Raw genomic sequence first — 15,880 nt, 5'->3', positions numbered from 1 at the left:
TTATATTTTTATCTATTTTATATAGTTTTAAAATGTCTTTTACTTTAATTTGTGATGACAACATTCCTTTTTCTTTGTTGTTATTTATAATATCAATATTACCTAATATTTTTATTGTCTCCATAGTTAAACCCTTTCTGCTTTTTTGTAAATTTTTAATAAATAGTTAGTAATGTTATTTGCAGTTTTCCCTCTAGTCCCAAACTTATATTTTCTTGTGGTAACATTGTAATTAGTGGCTAATTTATCGAATTCTTTATTTTTATGAGACCAATTAACTTTACCGATTGATTTATCAAGTAGTTCTTCCATTGAAACATTTGGATAACGTAGTTGTGCAGAATGTACAAATTTAGCAATACCTAAAATGACATTCGGATAAAAAATTACATATTTATCTCTGTCTAACGCATCAACTGGAGCATGTTTTCTTAACAAAGTAAGAAATTTTTCAGTTTTAGATTTATATTCATTATAATTTGTATGTTCAATTGTTTTCTTTGACTGTTTATTTAACCCACCATCATTCAACGCAATTGATGTTAAATATAAAGTTGCTGCAGTAACGAGTTTAGTCCTAGTTGCTTTAAGTCTAGTTTCAAAAAGTTCTTCTGGTATAGTAGGATGATTAAACACTAGTTCTCTAACCATCTTTCCGTATAAATCACTTTCTTTATACATAATTAACAAAGTGTTATTAACTGGTGATGTATTCGAATTTATATCAGTAAATAATTGGCGTTCTTGTTCTATAGTTAAATCAGTATAAACTTGAATTGTTAACGGAAAATTATTGACCTTATCTATATTAACTGAATCTTTCTGCGTAATTAGTTGTCTTTTTAAGACTTCGAAAGCTTTTACTCTGTGTTGACCATCCAATATAACTAAGCGTTCGTCTGATGAAAGCTGGTATTCATACTTATTTTCTTCATATTTCCCTTGACCTCTTGCAGAAAATATTAATGGTGGAAAGTATATTTCATTTCCTTCTAGTCCGTATTGAATATATTTTTTTATACTTGATATCTTATTTTCATCAGATTGGCGCTGTACCTCTTGGTCTATTTCAAGAAATTTCAGTACTTCGTTTACCGTACATTGTATTGAGATTACTTTATAAGAGAATTGTTCTGATTTTACTCCTTTTAAAGTTAAATAGTTGCTAGTTTTTCTTTTAATTGTACTTAAGTCCATTTTTGGCCTCCCGCTCTCTATAAAAAATCTTTCTAGGGTCTATTATACATTAAATTATTATTTGTGTAATCATTTTTGTGCTCTTGGTAACAATAATAACGTTTTATTACTTATTGTTTTAGTTATTAATATAAATATGGTTCTTAATTGGTCTAAAAATAGTTATAGGTGTTACCCAATAGGTAGAATTAGAATAGTAATTAATTTATTGTTAAGTATGATATTTTATTCTCTTCATTAATAATTCGTTAATTTTTGAGTAGCTTTGTTGTTGCTGTTAAATAACCGAAAAATACCTGGACTTGTTCGATTATCCCCAATCCACAAATGGAAGAATTAATCATTTCCCCTTGTTAGTTTAATTTGCACTTTCCCTCTAGGCGTAGATAAACATATTAATCATTTTCTCTATCTATTATGTTTTTAGATAGCTTGTAATTTAATTTTAGGGATTTTGGCTGCATGAATATCATGATTTCAGTCTACCGGCCAACAGGCACTCTAACTTAATTCTGCTTAAAATTAATTATATATAACTTGACAGTTACTTGCTTATAAATCTCCATTTGCGTATGTATCAAATCTTTCGCGGCATAGGTTTAATACCAATACTTCCAGCACTCTATTTTTGTACACTTTTCGTGGCTACCGCGCTATCGCTTGCTGACCTTAATTTTTTTTGTCACTTTCTACAACCAAAAACCTGACAAAAAATCAAAGATATCATTGAAAACTCTTCATCAGGTTTCCCATTGCGGTTTAGTGAGCAGTATACAGGCTAATAGAGCCTTGCTTTGTCCCAACCGATGGGCGTGTCGACTTACGTAAAATTTGAGCCAATCGAACGTCCTTTTCTACTTCTCGCTGTTTCCGTTTACTTCGTTGCTGGGACTTAAGATAAACCGTACGCAATGTGTCATTGATGATGCCTTGCTTGACTTTCACCATCGCTTCGCTGCCCTCAGGACTCCATGCATTCCACGCTTTTTCATACAGAAGGAAATGTGACGCTGATTGGACTCCATGGCTCCTAAGCCCCGTGCATCTTCTAGTACGTTTTCCAGTTCCTCACGCAATCAAAGATACGATTCCGATTTTGTTAAATATAGGTCCGACATATATGTATTTTTCAATTCGCATCTCTTCTTCGAATGTATTCTCATATGTATCTAGCCAAAGCATGAATGTTTGCAAATCATGCTGTTTCAATGCCTTTCTAATTTCATCCTTACACTCACTCTTCTCTTTGCCTAACATCCGATTTAAAGACTGTGCAACGTGATAGGAATCAAGTTAGTTAAGACAACATATTGAGTACTGGGAAAAGGCTACTTGGAACCTCTCAGCGCTATACCCCTGGCCTCCATCGCTATTTGTAATAATCTGTGTGTGTTCTAACAAATAGTGTTGAGCGGAATGCTTGTACTTTTTTTCAAAAATTATCCATTGACTTTGTTGTCATAATGAAGTTTTGATTTTTCAGTGATACCCGTTTCCCCATCCTTCATGAATATTGGCATGACAAACCTCATGGCTTTTCGTCCCCCGTCGCGCGTACAGAAACACGATCTGCCTCTGCGTATAAATAGTTCACTTCTTTTCTCTCTGGTAGAGATGAGGCTTAAACCTGGGGTGTCTACAAATGGTAGTTTTGTTGTGCCTGTCGTTTAATACAAAAGAGGGGGACTTCCCCCTTACTTAAAAAGTTAAAATTACGGTAAAAAAATTGGTAAAATATTATGCTTTCCACTCATAAGTCTGATTAAAATTACTGTCTAACATTTGGTGTATATCATCATTTTTTTCATAAAATGAAATGTCTTGCTCCTCTTTCTTCAACAATTCAAGATATTTAAGTAACGTATCAAATAACTTTTCACTCGGAACTTCAGCTAAATCTCTCTTATTAATTTCATCCATTATTCGTTCGACTTGTGAGGAATATGCTTCAATTCGCTTTTGTTTTGACACAAATCGTTTTTCTTTCATTTCCTCCAGATATAGTGCTTTTCGATTAGCAATTTCTAAGTCTCGTGACCACTTAATTAAGGTTGGTTTTGACGTTCCTAACTCCTCAGAAATACAATTAAATGAATATCCCTTAGCCCTTAATTCAATGAATTTATCCTTAGCATCGAAATCAGTCGCTAACCATTCAGCCCCTTCTAAAATTAGTGATCTTACCTAATTTTAACATATTAAGTTTAATCTGTTCAGCAATACTGCTTACTGTAGTCTTATTAGCAAAAAAAGAAATAACAAAAGGATCGGCGACCTGCTCAACCGATCCTTTCATTCATAATCGTAATCATAAATGATATTATTTAATACAAAGGTTTCTATCTTCTTAATTTCTGCTTTATTTTCATTAAATAAAACAATATTAAATCCAGAGCCCATTGCGCTATTAAACATAATTCCATCAAACCCTCTTGATTTAATGTATTCGCTTATGTACTGAGTGGGTAAGTACTCGATTTTTGATTTATCAGGATCAACTGGTGTACTTAACTCTATTGCAAAATAAGTCAACAGCTTATCTATTTATAATACTTTAAAAGGTGATTGGAATAGGAATGGACAGAGTTGTCCTTTTAACAAATTAACAATTTTTAACTCAGTATTAAGATTTAATTCTGTTACTGTTATATTTGCTCCTTTCCACGGTCGGATTTCTGCAACACACGTAGGTTCATCGGTTGCACAGTATAAATAACTTATACCATGAGGATTAGCTCTTCCTGATTTAGCTAAATAGACAGGTGGAGCCTTCATTTTATCTATTGCTTGCTTACCCAATCTTGCTCTATATAAATTTAATCCTTTTGTTAAATAAGTTGTACGATATTTTAAAACATCATTAAAGCTTTCATTTAATACATCGTTCTTTGTACTTGGAAAAAATCTATTAGTATGTTTTAACTCTTCTTTAAAAGAAGCCCACCCTTCTTCCCAACCTTCTAATGGATGAACGAAAGTAAACGATTCCGTAATTCTTGAATATAGATTAAGTGGGTCTATATAACCTCCAGGTTCCAAAGGTTTATTATTATTCAATATATCAAATAATAATGTTTCGTCCGTTCCAATTCCCACCATGTCATAAGCAAATATATTCCAGTCTTCATTAATCAGATTAATAAGCTTTTCACCAAATTCACTTGGGTCATCATGAATTTCAGGATGATAATATTCATAGGGTTCTGTACTCACATAATGTTTTAAGAACTTATCAAAATATGGGGTAAGTTCTCCAATATCAATAATAAATATGTCCTCTTCCCCACAGTAATCACAATTTCCCAGTTCATTATTTCTTCTAATAATATTTACTAAAAATAACTCTTCAAAGCATTCTTCACAGCATTTCAGGTTTATCCCCCCTTTTTTATTTTATAGTAAGGGAAAAGTCTTCTTCATCAAAGATACTATTTTGACCAAAATCATATAGAATGTCATTAACACTTATTGTCTTAGTATTTATTACTTTAACATTCTTCTCATTAAATAAAACTACATTAAAACCAGGTCCCATGGCACTTTTAAAAAATATACCATCATACCCCCTCGCTTTAATTAATTCTGTTAAATATTGCGTTGGTAAATATTCAATTTCTGAATTTGACGGATCAACAGGGGTACTTAATTCCTGTGCAAATTGAGTGATTAAAGTTTCAAGAGCTAATATTTCTTCAGTAGATTCAAGTATAAAAGGGGAAATTTCTTTATTACTTAAATCTATTAATGTTAAGTTTTTATTTACTTGTAATGAAGCTATTGTAATTTTAGCTCCTTTCCATGGACGAATCTCTGCAACACACGTCTCTTCATCTTCTCCACAGTATAAATAACTTATTCCATGGGGATTTGCTCTTCCAGATTTCGCTAAGTTGGCTGGAGGAGCCAACATTTTGTCTTTTGGATTATTACCCAATCTTGCTCTAAATAATATATCTCCATTTACTAAACAACGTTCACGATATTTAAGAATTTCTAATAGATCATTATTTATATCAAAAAAAGGAAAAAATCTATTTTCATGTTTTAGTTCTTTTTTGAGTTCGGACCAATAAATTTCCCATTCCATTAGTGGGTCTTTATAAAAAACTCCCTCTTTTACCTTCGAATATATTTCTTCGGGATTGTAATATCTACCATTTTCATTCGAATTCAATATATCAAAAAGTAATGTATAATCTATTTCATGATTCTGGATTTTTTTAGAGAAAATACACCAGTCTTCGTTAATTAAAGTAATTAAGGATACTCCCACTTCCAAGGGATGGTCTACTTCTGGGTCATAGTGTTCATATGCTTCTGTGGGAGTATATAATTTTATCACTTTAGAAAAATGCTCATTTAGCAATTTTATATTTATTGTGTAGACATTTAATTCACCACAATAATCACAATCTCCTATTTTTCCAATTTCCTGAACTTCCTTTATTAAGAACTCATCATCAAAACAATTTTCACAACATTTCATTTTTTATATCCCTTCATTTTATTAATATATTGAAGTAACAATCCGCTTTTAATAATACTGAAGTAGCTGTATAAATTATAATTCCCTCACAACCTCTTCATCCAAAATCAACTTTCTCTTCTCCCAATCTGGCATTAGAGAATACAACATTTTATAAAAGCAATCGCTGTGATCGTTAAATTTAAAGTGAATAAGTTCGTGAAGCACGACATATTCAATACAATGCTTTGGTGCTTTGATTAGTTCGGTGTTAAGAAGAATGGTATTCGTGTCAATTAAAGCGGATCCCCAACGTGCTTTCATCGTTCGCAGCTCTACTTCAGGCTTATCTACTCCGTATTTCTCGATAAGTGGATATACTTTTGATAGTGATTGATTAAATGTACTGCGTGCTTTGGTTCGATACCATTCTTCCATTAGTTTAGCTTTTCGACTGTAGTTGGTTTGGTCTTTAACATATAAGTATATAAAGCCTCGAAAGTATTTTACTCCTTCTTCCTGCTCAACTGGCTTAACCCGTAGACGATATTGCTTGCCAAGGTACTTAAACGATTCTCCACTAACATATTCTCGTTCACTTTGTTTGTAAGGTTGGATATTTTTAAAGTTTTTGACGTGTTTCTTAATCCAAGCTCCCTTACCTTTAACAAAACTATAAATAAAATCAAGTGGAACTTTCTCGCTTGCTGATACGGTAATCGTCATATCTGGTTTAATATTAAGGTTAACGTTTTTAACGTTCTTTCTATCTAACTCAAATTCAATCCATTTATCACCGTATTTAATTTGGTGTTTCTCCATGGTGTTTCACCCTAACCTTAATAACGTCTTAATGCTACTGTCTTAATTTGCTCTATGATTTTATCTGCTTGATCTAAACTTAAATCAATATTATTTTCTTTCGAAAAATCATAAAGTAGATCATCTAACTCCTGAGCAATTTTGTTGTGTACTTGAATATTGTCGTGCCAATCTATTTTCGTATACTCTTGGATGATTTCATCCATTTTCAAAGACAAACTTCCCAAAGTTTCATAAGATACTGCGTTTTCTTTTACTTCATTCATAATTTCTTTTGTAACACCATAAAAAGCTTGAGCCGTTTGGTTTTCTTTTATGACTTGTGGAAAATCATCAACAGGCTCCCCTTTTCGATATTCGTTCATGATGTCTTTCATTTTGTTTAGATATTCTGCTTCAGAAATTCGTTTTTCTTTATAGGCTTCGATTGCCTCACGAATTCTTTCAGAGAACTTCTTGTAATAGGCAGGGTTTTCATCCCATTTTGCATTCACACTTTTCGTTAATCGTGTACGGATCGCATCAGCTTTTGCTCGTTTTGACTCCAATCGTTCCAACTCTTCTTCAAATGCTTTTTCATTTAAAATATCTACAGGATTAGTTACACGTATAATATCTTCTGCTGCAATATAGTTATCCATTAACTTTTGCATTTTAGCTTCGTACTCTTTATGATCAATCGTATCAGAATAACGAAGCTTTACACTCTTACGTAACTCTTGGAAAATCTTTAAGTCTTTTTTATACGTATGTAATTCTTGTTGAGGGAAGGCATTATAAACCTTTTCTGATTCTAAGGCTATACCAAGATTTCGTCCAAACTTACTTAGAACTCCGTAAAATTCTTCCCTTAATTCTTCATCTTCCAATAAGACTTCATACTCTTCATTATCCTTCTTGTTCTTAATAGGAGCAAAAATTTGTAGTAAATCTGAATGATACTGTCGTAGGGAACCGATAATACTAATAACATCATACAAAGAACCCTTTAAATCGTTCGGATCAAAATTTTCCAAACCTGCTCCCGAATACATTTCTAATGCTTGATCCAGCTTGTCTAACAAACCTCGATAGTCAATAATGTAGCCAAAATCTTTTCCTTCATATAATCTATTTACCCTTGCAATAGCTTGAAGCAGCGTATGTTCCTTCATTGGTTTATCTATATATAATATGGTCGCACGTGGGGCATCAAAGCCCGTTAATAACTTATCAACAACAATAAGTAAATCAATTTCATCACCATGAATGAATTCTTCCTTAATGGCATCTTCATAGGCTTCTTCGTTTCCGTAACGATTCATCATTTTCTTCCAGAAGTTTAATACTTTGTTCCTTGATTCCTCATCAACAGCATCGTGCCCTTCACGTTGATCAGGTGGAGAAATAACAACCGCACAATTCAAGTCATCAAGTTCTTCAAAAGCTTCTAAGTACCGAATGGCTTCGATTTTGCTATTAGTTGCAAGCATAGCTTTAAACTGCGTACCTTGTGTTTTATAATTATCAAAAAAATGTTGGTTAATATCAAAAGCAATCATACTTATTCGTTGGTTAGAGGAAGCAATACGTTCAAACTTGCTCCACTTTTTCATTACTTCATCTTTTTGCTTCTCATTGAGATTACGGGTAATCATTTCTAAGCGATTATCTATTGCCCTTTGATTGACCGTTTGATCAACCATCTTCCCTTCGTACAGTAACGGTAAAATAGCTTTATCCTTTACACCATCTGCAATCGTGTACGTGTGAATGAGCTTACCAAATTTAATCATGGTACTCTTTTCTTTTTTCATTAAAGGTGTTCCCGTAAATCCGAGATAACAAGCGTTCGGAAATACCTTTTTCATTTTAATATGGAGTTCACCATACTGTGTTCTATGACTTTCATCGACAAGAACAAAGATGTCCTTTGATTCAATCGGCTTTTGCTTTGTAGATGCTGTATCAAATTTATGAACTAATGTTGTGACAACATCAGCGTTATTATTGTTAATCAATTCAATCAAATGTGCTCCTGTTGTTGCCCTGCTTGCTTTTAGCCTTGTATGATTAAAGGTTTTATGAATTTGTTTATCTAATTCCACTCGGTCTGTAACTACAACAACCTTTGGATCATGTTTCATTAATTCAGCTAAAATAAACTTTGCAAGCATGACCATCGTTAACGATTTACCTGAACCTTGTGTGTGCCAGATGACACCTGACTGTCGATTACCATTTTCGTCATGTTCTTCAATTGTTTTCATAATCTCCTTGATTGCAAAATATTGCTGATAGCGAGTAACCTTTTTAACATCTTTATCAAAAAGAATAAAAAAATGTGTTAGCTCTAATAAGCGTTCTGGTTGGAATAAAGAAATGATGTTTTTATCTTGAGTGGTAGGCAGACGGTTGTTTATCGTTTTTTCAATATGCTCATTTAACCAATCTTCTTTTTCTTCTTTCCAAACCGACCAGAATTTCTTTGGGGTATTACATGTTGCATATTGCGTTTCATTCTTATTGGTTGCCATTACGATTTGTACAAACTTAAACAGTTGAGGAATATAATCTTTTCCTTGGTTGCGAATCATTTGCTCAATACCTTGCCCCACGTTGATTGAAGAACGTTTACATTCAATGACAGCAAACGGAATGCCATTCGCAAAGAGGACAATGTCAGGGCGAGCATTGCCACGTCCATCTTCACGCTCAACAGAAAATTCCTCTACTACATGAAAAACATTATTTTCTATGGTTTCCCAATCTACAAATTGAATCGTAAATGACTTCTTTGAGCCATCTGGTAAAAACTCAGTATAACTTCGACCAAGCATCAAAGTTTCATAGATACTCTCGTTTGTTTTCACAAGTCCGTTTGTTAATGGTTCATCTAAATCACGAATCGCTTGGTTGATGTTATTGTCGCTAAAAGAATAGGTAACACCTTTATACTCATAGGAATTTAATTCTTTCAATTTCTTTTCCAATACCGTTCTCAATAAAACATTATAGAGATTGCCACGCATTTGATCTGCTTGTTCAGCTGTTATATAGTTATAGCCTAAACCTGTTAGCACTTCAATGGCAGGCTGTTGGCTTATCGTTAGTTCATCATAACTTTGCCTATTTGACACGATTACCCCCCTCTGTAGTAAAGATAAGGGAAAAGGAGTAAAGGAGTTAGACCTTTACCCGAACTTTTCCTGTTATAAGAAGTTGCATAAGACCTTGTTTTTGGTTTTTAAATTGTAATAATTCATTTTCTAATAAGGTTATCTCATCATCTGAAGTTGATATAATCTTCGCAATTTCATTTTGTTCATTAACATTTAGTGGTATAAAGAGCTTAAGTTTCTTCAACATGGATTCAGATATTTCCTTCTGTCCGGTTCCGCCAATTAAATATTCAACTTTTTGATAAAAATTAGTATTAGATAAGTAATAATAATAAAACTTTAAGTTACCTTTTTTTGCTTTCAAACTACTAATTGCGTTAGAAGCTATATATCCCTTCATATTTTCTGGAACTAACCCTATACCACCATTATGAAAGTTTTGCCTTCCAATCAACAATTCATTTGGCTTTCTCATATAGTATGGTCTACCTTTTGTTGTCGTATTAGGTTTTTTATCCGTTGCCTCAATACCCTTTAAATGTAATTTTACAGTTAGTAAATTGTATTTATCAGGGTCAGATAATGGTTCTTTCTTTAAGAATTTCAATACTTCTCCAAAATCAACCTTTTCCCATTTTTCTGTATATCCTGGTAATCTCACTTCACCCGTTAACAACTTTTGCATTAACCCTTTTTTCTGATCTTTTTTCTGTTCAATGAGCTTTTCTTTTAATTTAATTGCCTTGTCCCAAGTGGAGAGTATAGAAGAAATTTTATTTTGTTCCTCAATTTTAGGAAATGGTATTCTTATACTTAAAAAACTTTCCTTTGATATATTTTTCATACTACTACTTGTACCTGTTGCTAAGGTACTTATTTCATGTTTAATCATCTTTGAAGATAACAAACTCGATAACCATCTTCCATTTACATTTCTCTTAAACCTACTTTGCCAGAGCTTATCTGATAAAAATAGGTTAGAATAGTCTTTTTCTACATATCCAACTTCACCTACCAATTCAGGCGTGTTGGCTCGACTTATTATTATTGATCCTTTTTTTGGATTTAACTTTGCTCTTTTGACTTCAATATTTTTAATTTTTTTAAATTCATTAGGATAAAAATACCCCTTTGAAACAGCACTTGTTTTTAATATACCAAGGTTTGTTTGATTATCTTTTGAATCGTCAGAATTTACACTAACACCTGAATTCAATTCAGAAATAATATCACCTAACTCTACTATTCCCCAATCTTTTGGGAAAATAAGAGAACCTGACTTTTGTGTTTGATTGTTCACTATTTAATTCACCTACAATCCAAGCTCTTTTAAATAATTTTCCATCTCAACTTCTACTTCTTGAAGCTCTTGCTTAATATTTGCAATATTCTCTTTCACTTGCTCCATATCTACAGGCTCTTCTTCTTCAAATGTATCAACATAACGAGGTATGTTTAAGTTGTAGTCATTCTCTTTAATTTCTTCTATTGTTGCTACATAGGAGTATTTATCAATCGTTTTCCACTTATCGTATGTTTCAATGATTTTAGAAATATCCTGTTCTCTTAGCTTGTTTTGATTTTTCCCCTTTTCGTAGTTCCCTTCACCAGATGCATCGATGAATAAAACTTCTTTTCGTGTTCGATTTTTCTTGAACACCATGATACATGCTGGAATTCCTGTTCCGAAAAACAAACCTTCTGGTAATCCAATTACCGCATCTAACAGGTTCATATCAATTATTTGCTGACGAATTTTGCCTTCACTTGTTCCTCTGAACAATACGCCATGTGGAAGAATTGTCGCCATTCTGCCGTTTTCTGCTAACGAATAAAGCATATGTTGAACAAAGGCATAGTCCCCTTTGGAACTTGGTGGTACGCCCCATTCAAAACGTCTATATGGATCAAGACTTGCTTCCATTTTAAACTTCTTATCACTCGCGCCTTCTCCTGAAAACCCCATAGCCCATTTATCTAATGAGAAAGGTGGATTGGCTACAATCGCTTGGAATTTCATCAGCTTTCCATTTTCTAAATGAAGTGGGTTAGCTAACGTATCACCCCACTCCAACTTAGCATCATCAATACCATGTAAATACATATTCATTAACGCTAATGAGTGTGTTGCTCCGTTACGTTCTTGTCCATAAATAGCAACCTTTTTGTTAGGCACTTGGTTTGCTACTTTAATTAATAAAGAGCCAGACCCACACGTTGGATCGTAAATTCTATCATTTTCTTGTGGCTTTACAAGACGAGCTAATAATTCAGAAGCCATCGTTGGCGTATAGAATTCTCCACCTTTTTTTCCTGCGTCAGAAGCAAAACGTTCAATCATAAATTGATAAGCATCACCGATAACATCATCATTGCCAACCACAGATGGTTTTAACGTCAACTTATTAAAGTCCTCTAATAAGGAACGAAGAATTGCATTTCTTTCTTTTGTCTTTCCTAAAGTTGACTCTGAGTTGAAATCAATGTTACGGAATACACCACGTAGTTTCCCTGTATTTTCATTCTCTAAGCGTTCTAATGCTTTATTGATAATTTCACCGATTTCTGGATCATTCCGTTTACTATATAGATATTCAAATGTTGAATGTTCATCTAACACAAAACGTTCCCTTGATAATGCACGCTGAATACGTTGTTCATCACCATCGTAACGTTTCGTATACACTTCCACATTTTCTTTAAAAGAATCACTTAGATACTTAACAAATAGCATAGTTAGGATGTAGTCCTTATATGTACTTGAGTCTATTTTCCCACGAAAAGTATCAGCTGCTTGCCATAGTATAGAATTTATTTGGTCCTGTGTTACTTTTTCAGTCATTTTCCTTTTCTCCTTCGACTTTCTCTTATAGTATTTCCCCACCTTCTATTTTACATTTTGTTGATCAGTAAATATAGTGTTCTACGGCAATAGTAGATTATTACTGAGGTAAACATTAATAAAAAAACGAACAATAAAGGTTAAAAACCCTATTGTTCGCTTACCATTTTTACATACTACAATTTCCTTATTCTTTTTTTCTTTTTTGGTAATAGAGAATTAAGAGGACTTGCTTCCCTATGTGTTTCTTGTAAATCGTCACCAGTCAAATGAATATAACGACGTGTCATACTCATATCTGTATGTCCTAAAATCCTTTGTAAAGCAAATGCATGACCTCCCCCTCCCAAAAAGCGAAGAGCAAATGCATGACGCAAATCATACGGTCTAATCTTAAAATCTATTTCATCACTATATTTCTTTAATCTACGGTTCCATGAATGTCTATCCATCACTTCTCCTTCATTGTTGCAAAAGACTGGTGTTTTTCTATCCCAATCAGAAGGATGTGCTTTTAACAAACTATGAATGACCTTAGCTGTCTGAGGAAGCATATTTAATATTCGTGGTGTATTCGTTTTTGAGATATGTTCGGGAACCGTAACCATGTAATGTGATAAATCAAAGTCCTCTTTCATTAAACCAAATGCTTCTGCTGGACGTATTCCCGAATCGAGTGTAAGCATGATTAATGCATAATCTCTCAAACCAGAAAATGTTGTTACATCAGGACAGTTCAATAACTTTTGTAATGCTTCATCTGGTATATCCACAATACGGGGTGAGGCTTTTCGTTTCTTAAAATGATTGAGGGGATTTTGTGATAAATAACCTTCTTCCATACACCAATTAAAGAATGCTCGTAAATAAATCAAGCGTAAGTTATATGTTGCAGGTTTAATATCATCAGACATATGATCGTAAATAGCCTTTTTTAATTCCGAAGACCGCCAACTATCAGGGAACTTTTGAAAGAAATGCTGCTCATGATTTTTATACCCTGTAATCGTAGCTTTCCTTAATCCTTGAGCTTGTTTTAAATACAGAAACTCTTCTAATGCCTCCATCCATTTTTTTCCTCTGCTTCAAATCTTATAATTTTCCCCAACAAAAAAACTCCTCTCACAGTAGATACTGCAAAAGGAGTTATATGCTTATTAATACCAATCGTGTTAACCTAAAAAGTAATTTTTTAGTTCACACGACTTACATTATTACAAGGGTAATATAATCTTTCGTAACTTCTCAAGACCCTTGATACGACTATGTATGGTACCGGTGGTCGGGGTCGAACCGACACTCCAGAAGGAACACGATTTTGAGTCGTGCGCGTCTGCCAATTCCGCCACACCGGCACATGAATTAATGTCTAAATCATCGTAATACTCTCCTTACGTGACTCATGACAAATAATATTTTAACACGTATTCGAATATTATGTCAAAGCTTTTTGTCCTATAGCGAGAATGACTGCAAAAAAACTACCTACCAGCAGTAGATAGCATTGCATTGGATATATTATTTCATATCAACTAATTCTCTTCGATTCGCTGCTTGTGGTGGTGTCTCTAACCATCTATTCTCGATCATCAGTTTAGCGCCATCCTCAGAATATTTCGCAACTTCCCCCATTAGCTGTATGTATTCAACTCCTATATCTCGCCTTGGACTTGTTGCCATGCTCATGCCATAATAGCCTAACCCTGTTGCAATCAATGCTGTCGTTTGGAACATCATGAGCTTATCAGAGAAGACAGTTGATGTATTCTCTGTAACTTCTGTATCCCACGTCATCGGTACTGGAAGATCATTCTCCCTCATCAACTTACTAAAAACATCCACATGCTTAGAGGCAATGTCTTTCCCTCTCATCATGAACTTCTTGATTTCTTTGGATTTAGTAGATTGAGCGAATCCAAGTAATGTTGCGATTCCTAATGCGTTACGCTGTATATTGGCATAAAGGTTTGAAATTTCTAATCCAGTTAACGCTCTTCGTTTACCAAACCATCCAGCTAAAAAGCTTTTTGAATCAACAAACTCTACAGCTTCTGGTGTTAGTAAATATGGTGGTCGGATATAGAGCCCCTTTGATAAAAGGACGTCAATGGCCATTTTATGAAGCTGGTTTGATTCTACAAAGCATTTCGAAAAATAATCATATATATCATCTCGCGCCGTTAGTGAAATCGCCATACTATAATTATTCATACTGATTTGAGCCATTTGCTTTATATAATTAAGGAAATAGCCATCTGTATACAATCGTGGGGCGTCAATATCAACATCATGTTCTTGACTGAATCCGACAGGTATCGGATAGTTCTCTTTCTTAAACATCTCCTCTAAAACCTGTAGTTGATTTAGTGATACTTTCAATGCCTTATTAATGACAGGTCGGATGTCTGGATCCACTACTTTATTAGAAAAATATTTCAACACACATACTAACATACTGTCATTCATATAACATGTCCATATCTCTGATAACTCCGCTGCTGATATACGAATATTTTTATTTTTTTTCGTCATGATATCTACCTCTAACGTAATGGTTTGTTTAAACTCTTTCCTAGTGTACCCTCGTTCTGTTAAAGATTCCTAACAATTTATTCCACCTTAAAAACACAAAAAAGCATGATAAGAGTGAATACTTACCATGCTTTGTATATGTATAAAAATAAAATGGCGCGCCCTGAGAGATTCGAACTCCCGACCTTTTGATTCGTAGTCAAACACTCTATCCAGCTGAGCTAAGGGCGCATGGTGCCGAGGGCCGGACTTGAACCGGCACGGTAGTCACCTACCGCAGGATTTTAAGTCCTGTGTGTCTGCCAATTCCACCACCCCGGCAAGGCAGAAATATATGTTGTGGAGGCGGCACCCGGATTTGAACCGGGGAATAAGGGTTTTGCAGACCCGTGCCTTACCACTTGGCTATGCCGCCAATCACATTTAACAATTTTGGAGCGGAAGACGAGATTCGAACTCGCGACCCCCACCTTGGCAAGGTGGTGTTCTACCACTGAACTACTTCCGCAATATGGCTGGGCTAGCAGGATTCGAACCTGCGCATGACGGAATCAAAATCCGTTGCCTTACCGCTTGGCGATAGCCCAACTATATGGGGCGGCTGATGGGAATCGAACCCACGAATGTCGGAACCACAATCCGATGCGTTAACCACTTCGCCACAACCGCCACAAAGCTTTTAAATTAATTGGCAGGGGCAGTAGGAATCGAACCCACACCGGAGGTTTTGGAGACCTCTGTTCTACCGTTAAACTATGCCCCTAAAATGGTGGAGGGGGACGGATTCGAACCGCCGAACCCTGAGGGAGCGGATTTACAGTCCGCCGCGTTTAGCCACTTCGCTACCCCTCCAAAACAACAATTTCTATATTACACAATCAATTTTTATTCGTCAATATGTGTAACGAAATTTGTTAAAAA

The 15,880-nt window shown here is 34.4% G+C and carries 10 protein-coding genes, 9 tRNA genes and 1 pseudogene; all 20 read right to left on the bottom strand.

Annotated features, from left to right (window positions below; all coding sequences use genetic code 11):
• Positions 1–126 precede the first annotated feature (126 nt).
• The 20 genes and pseudogenes from JCM9152_RS19990 to JCM9152_RS19900 all read right to left on the bottom strand — a co-directional run bounded on the left by JCM9152_RS19990 (position 127) and on the right by JCM9152_RS19900 (position 15,811).
• A complete protein-coding gene (locus tag JCM9152_RS19990) occupies positions 127–1,197 on the bottom strand; it encodes a DNA sulfur modification protein DndB (protein WP_035347366.1) in 1,071 nt (356 codons plus the stop codon).
• Between the two features lie 759 nt (positions 1,198–1,956).
• Positions 1,957–2,145, bottom strand: a complete 189-nt coding sequence (locus JCM9152_RS22490) for a hypothetical protein (RefSeq protein ID WP_148296560.1) — start codon at positions 2,143–2,145, stop codon at positions 1,957–1,959.
• 789 nt (positions 2,146–2,934) lie between these two features.
• On the bottom strand, positions 2,935–3,186 hold the full coding sequence (locus JCM9152_RS19985; RefSeq protein WP_035347364.1) for a hypothetical protein: 252 nt from the start codon (positions 3,184–3,186) through the stop codon (positions 2,935–2,937).
• 303 nt (positions 3,187–3,489) lie between these two features.
• Positions 3,490–4,296 (bottom strand): annotated as a pseudogene (locus JCM9152_RS23815) (RES family NAD+ phosphorylase).
• 289 nt (positions 4,297–4,585) lie between these two features.
• Positions 4,586–5,683, bottom strand: coding sequence for an RES family NAD+ phosphorylase (locus tag JCM9152_RS19975; protein ID WP_035347361.1), 1,098 nt, complete (start codon positions 5,681–5,683; stop codon positions 4,586–4,588).
• 75 nt (positions 5,684–5,758) lie between these two features.
• Positions 5,759–6,484, bottom strand: a complete 726-nt coding sequence (locus tag JCM9152_RS19970; protein ID WP_035347360.1) for a M48 family metallopeptidase — start codon at positions 6,482–6,484, stop codon at positions 5,759–5,761.
• A 17-nt stretch (positions 6,485–6,501) separates the two neighbouring features.
• Entirely contained in the window at positions 6,502–9,603 is a 3,102-nt protein-coding gene (locus JCM9152_RS19965; RefSeq protein ID WP_035347359.1) for a type I restriction endonuclease subunit R, read from the bottom strand.
• A 46-nt stretch (positions 9,604–9,649) separates the two neighbouring features.
• Positions 9,650–10,885, bottom strand: coding sequence for a restriction endonuclease subunit S (locus JCM9152_RS19960; RefSeq protein WP_052016230.1), 1,236 nt, complete (start codon positions 10,883–10,885; stop codon positions 9,650–9,652).
• Positions 10,886–10,897: 12 nt separating this feature from the next.
• Positions 10,898–12,427: a type I restriction-modification system subunit M gene (locus JCM9152_RS19955; RefSeq protein ID WP_035347358.1), complete on the bottom strand. Its 1,530-nt coding sequence runs from the start codon at positions 12,425–12,427 to the stop codon at positions 10,898–10,900.
• Between the two features lie 176 nt (positions 12,428–12,603).
• Positions 12,604–13,494 (bottom strand): tyrosine-type recombinase/integrase, encoded by an 891-nt coding sequence (locus JCM9152_RS19950; protein ID WP_035347353.1) that lies wholly within the window; start codon positions 13,492–13,494, stop codon positions 12,604–12,606.
• Positions 13,495–13,697: 203 nt separating this feature from the next.
• Positions 13,698–13,782: transfer RNA gene (locus JCM9152_RS19945), tRNA-Leu, on the bottom strand.
• A gap of 163 nt (positions 13,783–13,945) precedes the next feature.
• Positions 13,946–14,959, bottom strand: a complete 1,014-nt coding sequence (locus JCM9152_RS19940; RefSeq protein WP_035347352.1) for a DUF3231 family protein — start codon at positions 14,957–14,959, stop codon at positions 13,946–13,948.
• Positions 14,960–15,113: 154 nt separating this feature from the next.
• A tRNA-Arg gene (locus tag JCM9152_RS19935) sits at positions 15,114–15,190 on the bottom strand.
• Position 15,191: 1 nt separating this feature from the next.
• Positions 15,192–15,280: transfer RNA gene (locus JCM9152_RS19930), tRNA-Leu, on the bottom strand.
• A gap of 19 nt (positions 15,281–15,299) precedes the next feature.
• Positions 15,300–15,374 (bottom strand) — tRNA-Cys (locus JCM9152_RS19925).
• 18 nt (positions 15,375–15,392) lie between these two features.
• A tRNA-Gly gene (locus tag JCM9152_RS19920) sits at positions 15,393–15,467 on the bottom strand.
• Positions 15,468–15,471: 4 nt separating this feature from the next.
• Positions 15,472–15,546, bottom strand: a tRNA-Gln gene (locus tag JCM9152_RS19915).
• Positions 15,547–15,552: 6 nt separating this feature from the next.
• A tRNA-His gene (locus tag JCM9152_RS19910) sits at positions 15,553–15,628 on the bottom strand.
• A 20-nt stretch (positions 15,629–15,648) separates the two neighbouring features.
• A tRNA-Trp gene (locus JCM9152_RS19905) sits at positions 15,649–15,722 on the bottom strand.
• Positions 15,723–15,726: 4 nt separating this feature from the next.
• Positions 15,727–15,811 (bottom strand) — tRNA-Tyr (locus tag JCM9152_RS19900).
• Between the last annotated feature and the right edge of the window lie 69 nt (positions 15,812–15,880).

The organism is Halalkalibacter hemicellulosilyticusJCM 9152 (assembly GCF_000513115.1).
Taxonomy (GTDB): domain Bacteria; phylum Bacillota; class Bacilli; order Bacillales; family Bacillaceae_D; genus Halalkalibacter; species Halalkalibacter hemicellulosilyticus.
Note: the sequence above shows the minus strand (reverse complement) of the source record. Positions and strands in the feature narration are given on the sequence as shown.

What these genes read in the sequence shown, in the direction of transcription:
- JCM9152_RS19990 (WP_035347366.1), bottom strand. Translation starts at nt 1,197, where the DNA reads ATGGACTTAAGTACAATTAAAAGAAAAACTAGCAACTATTTAACTTTA.
- JCM9152_RS22490 (WP_148296560.1), bottom strand. Translation starts at nt 2,145, where the DNA reads ATGGTGAAAGTCAAGCAAGGCATCATCAATGACACATTGCGTACGGTT.
- JCM9152_RS19985 (WP_035347364.1), bottom strand. Translation starts at nt 3,186, where the DNA reads ATGAAAGAAAAACGATTTGTGTCAAAACAAAAGCGAATTGAAGCATAT.
- JCM9152_RS19975 (WP_035347361.1), bottom strand. Translation starts at nt 5,683, where the DNA reads ATGAAATGTTGTGAAAATTGTTTTGATGATGAGTTCTTAATAAAGGAA.
- JCM9152_RS19970 (WP_035347360.1), bottom strand. Translation starts at nt 6,484, where the DNA reads ATGGAGAAACACCAAATTAAATACGGTGATAAATGGATTGAATTTGAG.
- JCM9152_RS19955 (WP_035347358.1), bottom strand. Translation starts at nt 12,427, where the DNA reads ATGACTGAAAAAGTAACACAGGACCAAATAAATTCTATACTATGGCAA.
- JCM9152_RS19950 (WP_035347353.1), bottom strand. Translation starts at nt 13,494, where the DNA reads ATGGAGGCATTAGAAGAGTTTCTGTATTTAAAACAAGCTCAAGGATTA.
- JCM9152_RS19940 (WP_035347352.1), bottom strand. Translation starts at nt 14,959, where the DNA reads ATGACGAAAAAAAATAAAAATATTCGTATATCAGCAGCGGAGTTATCA.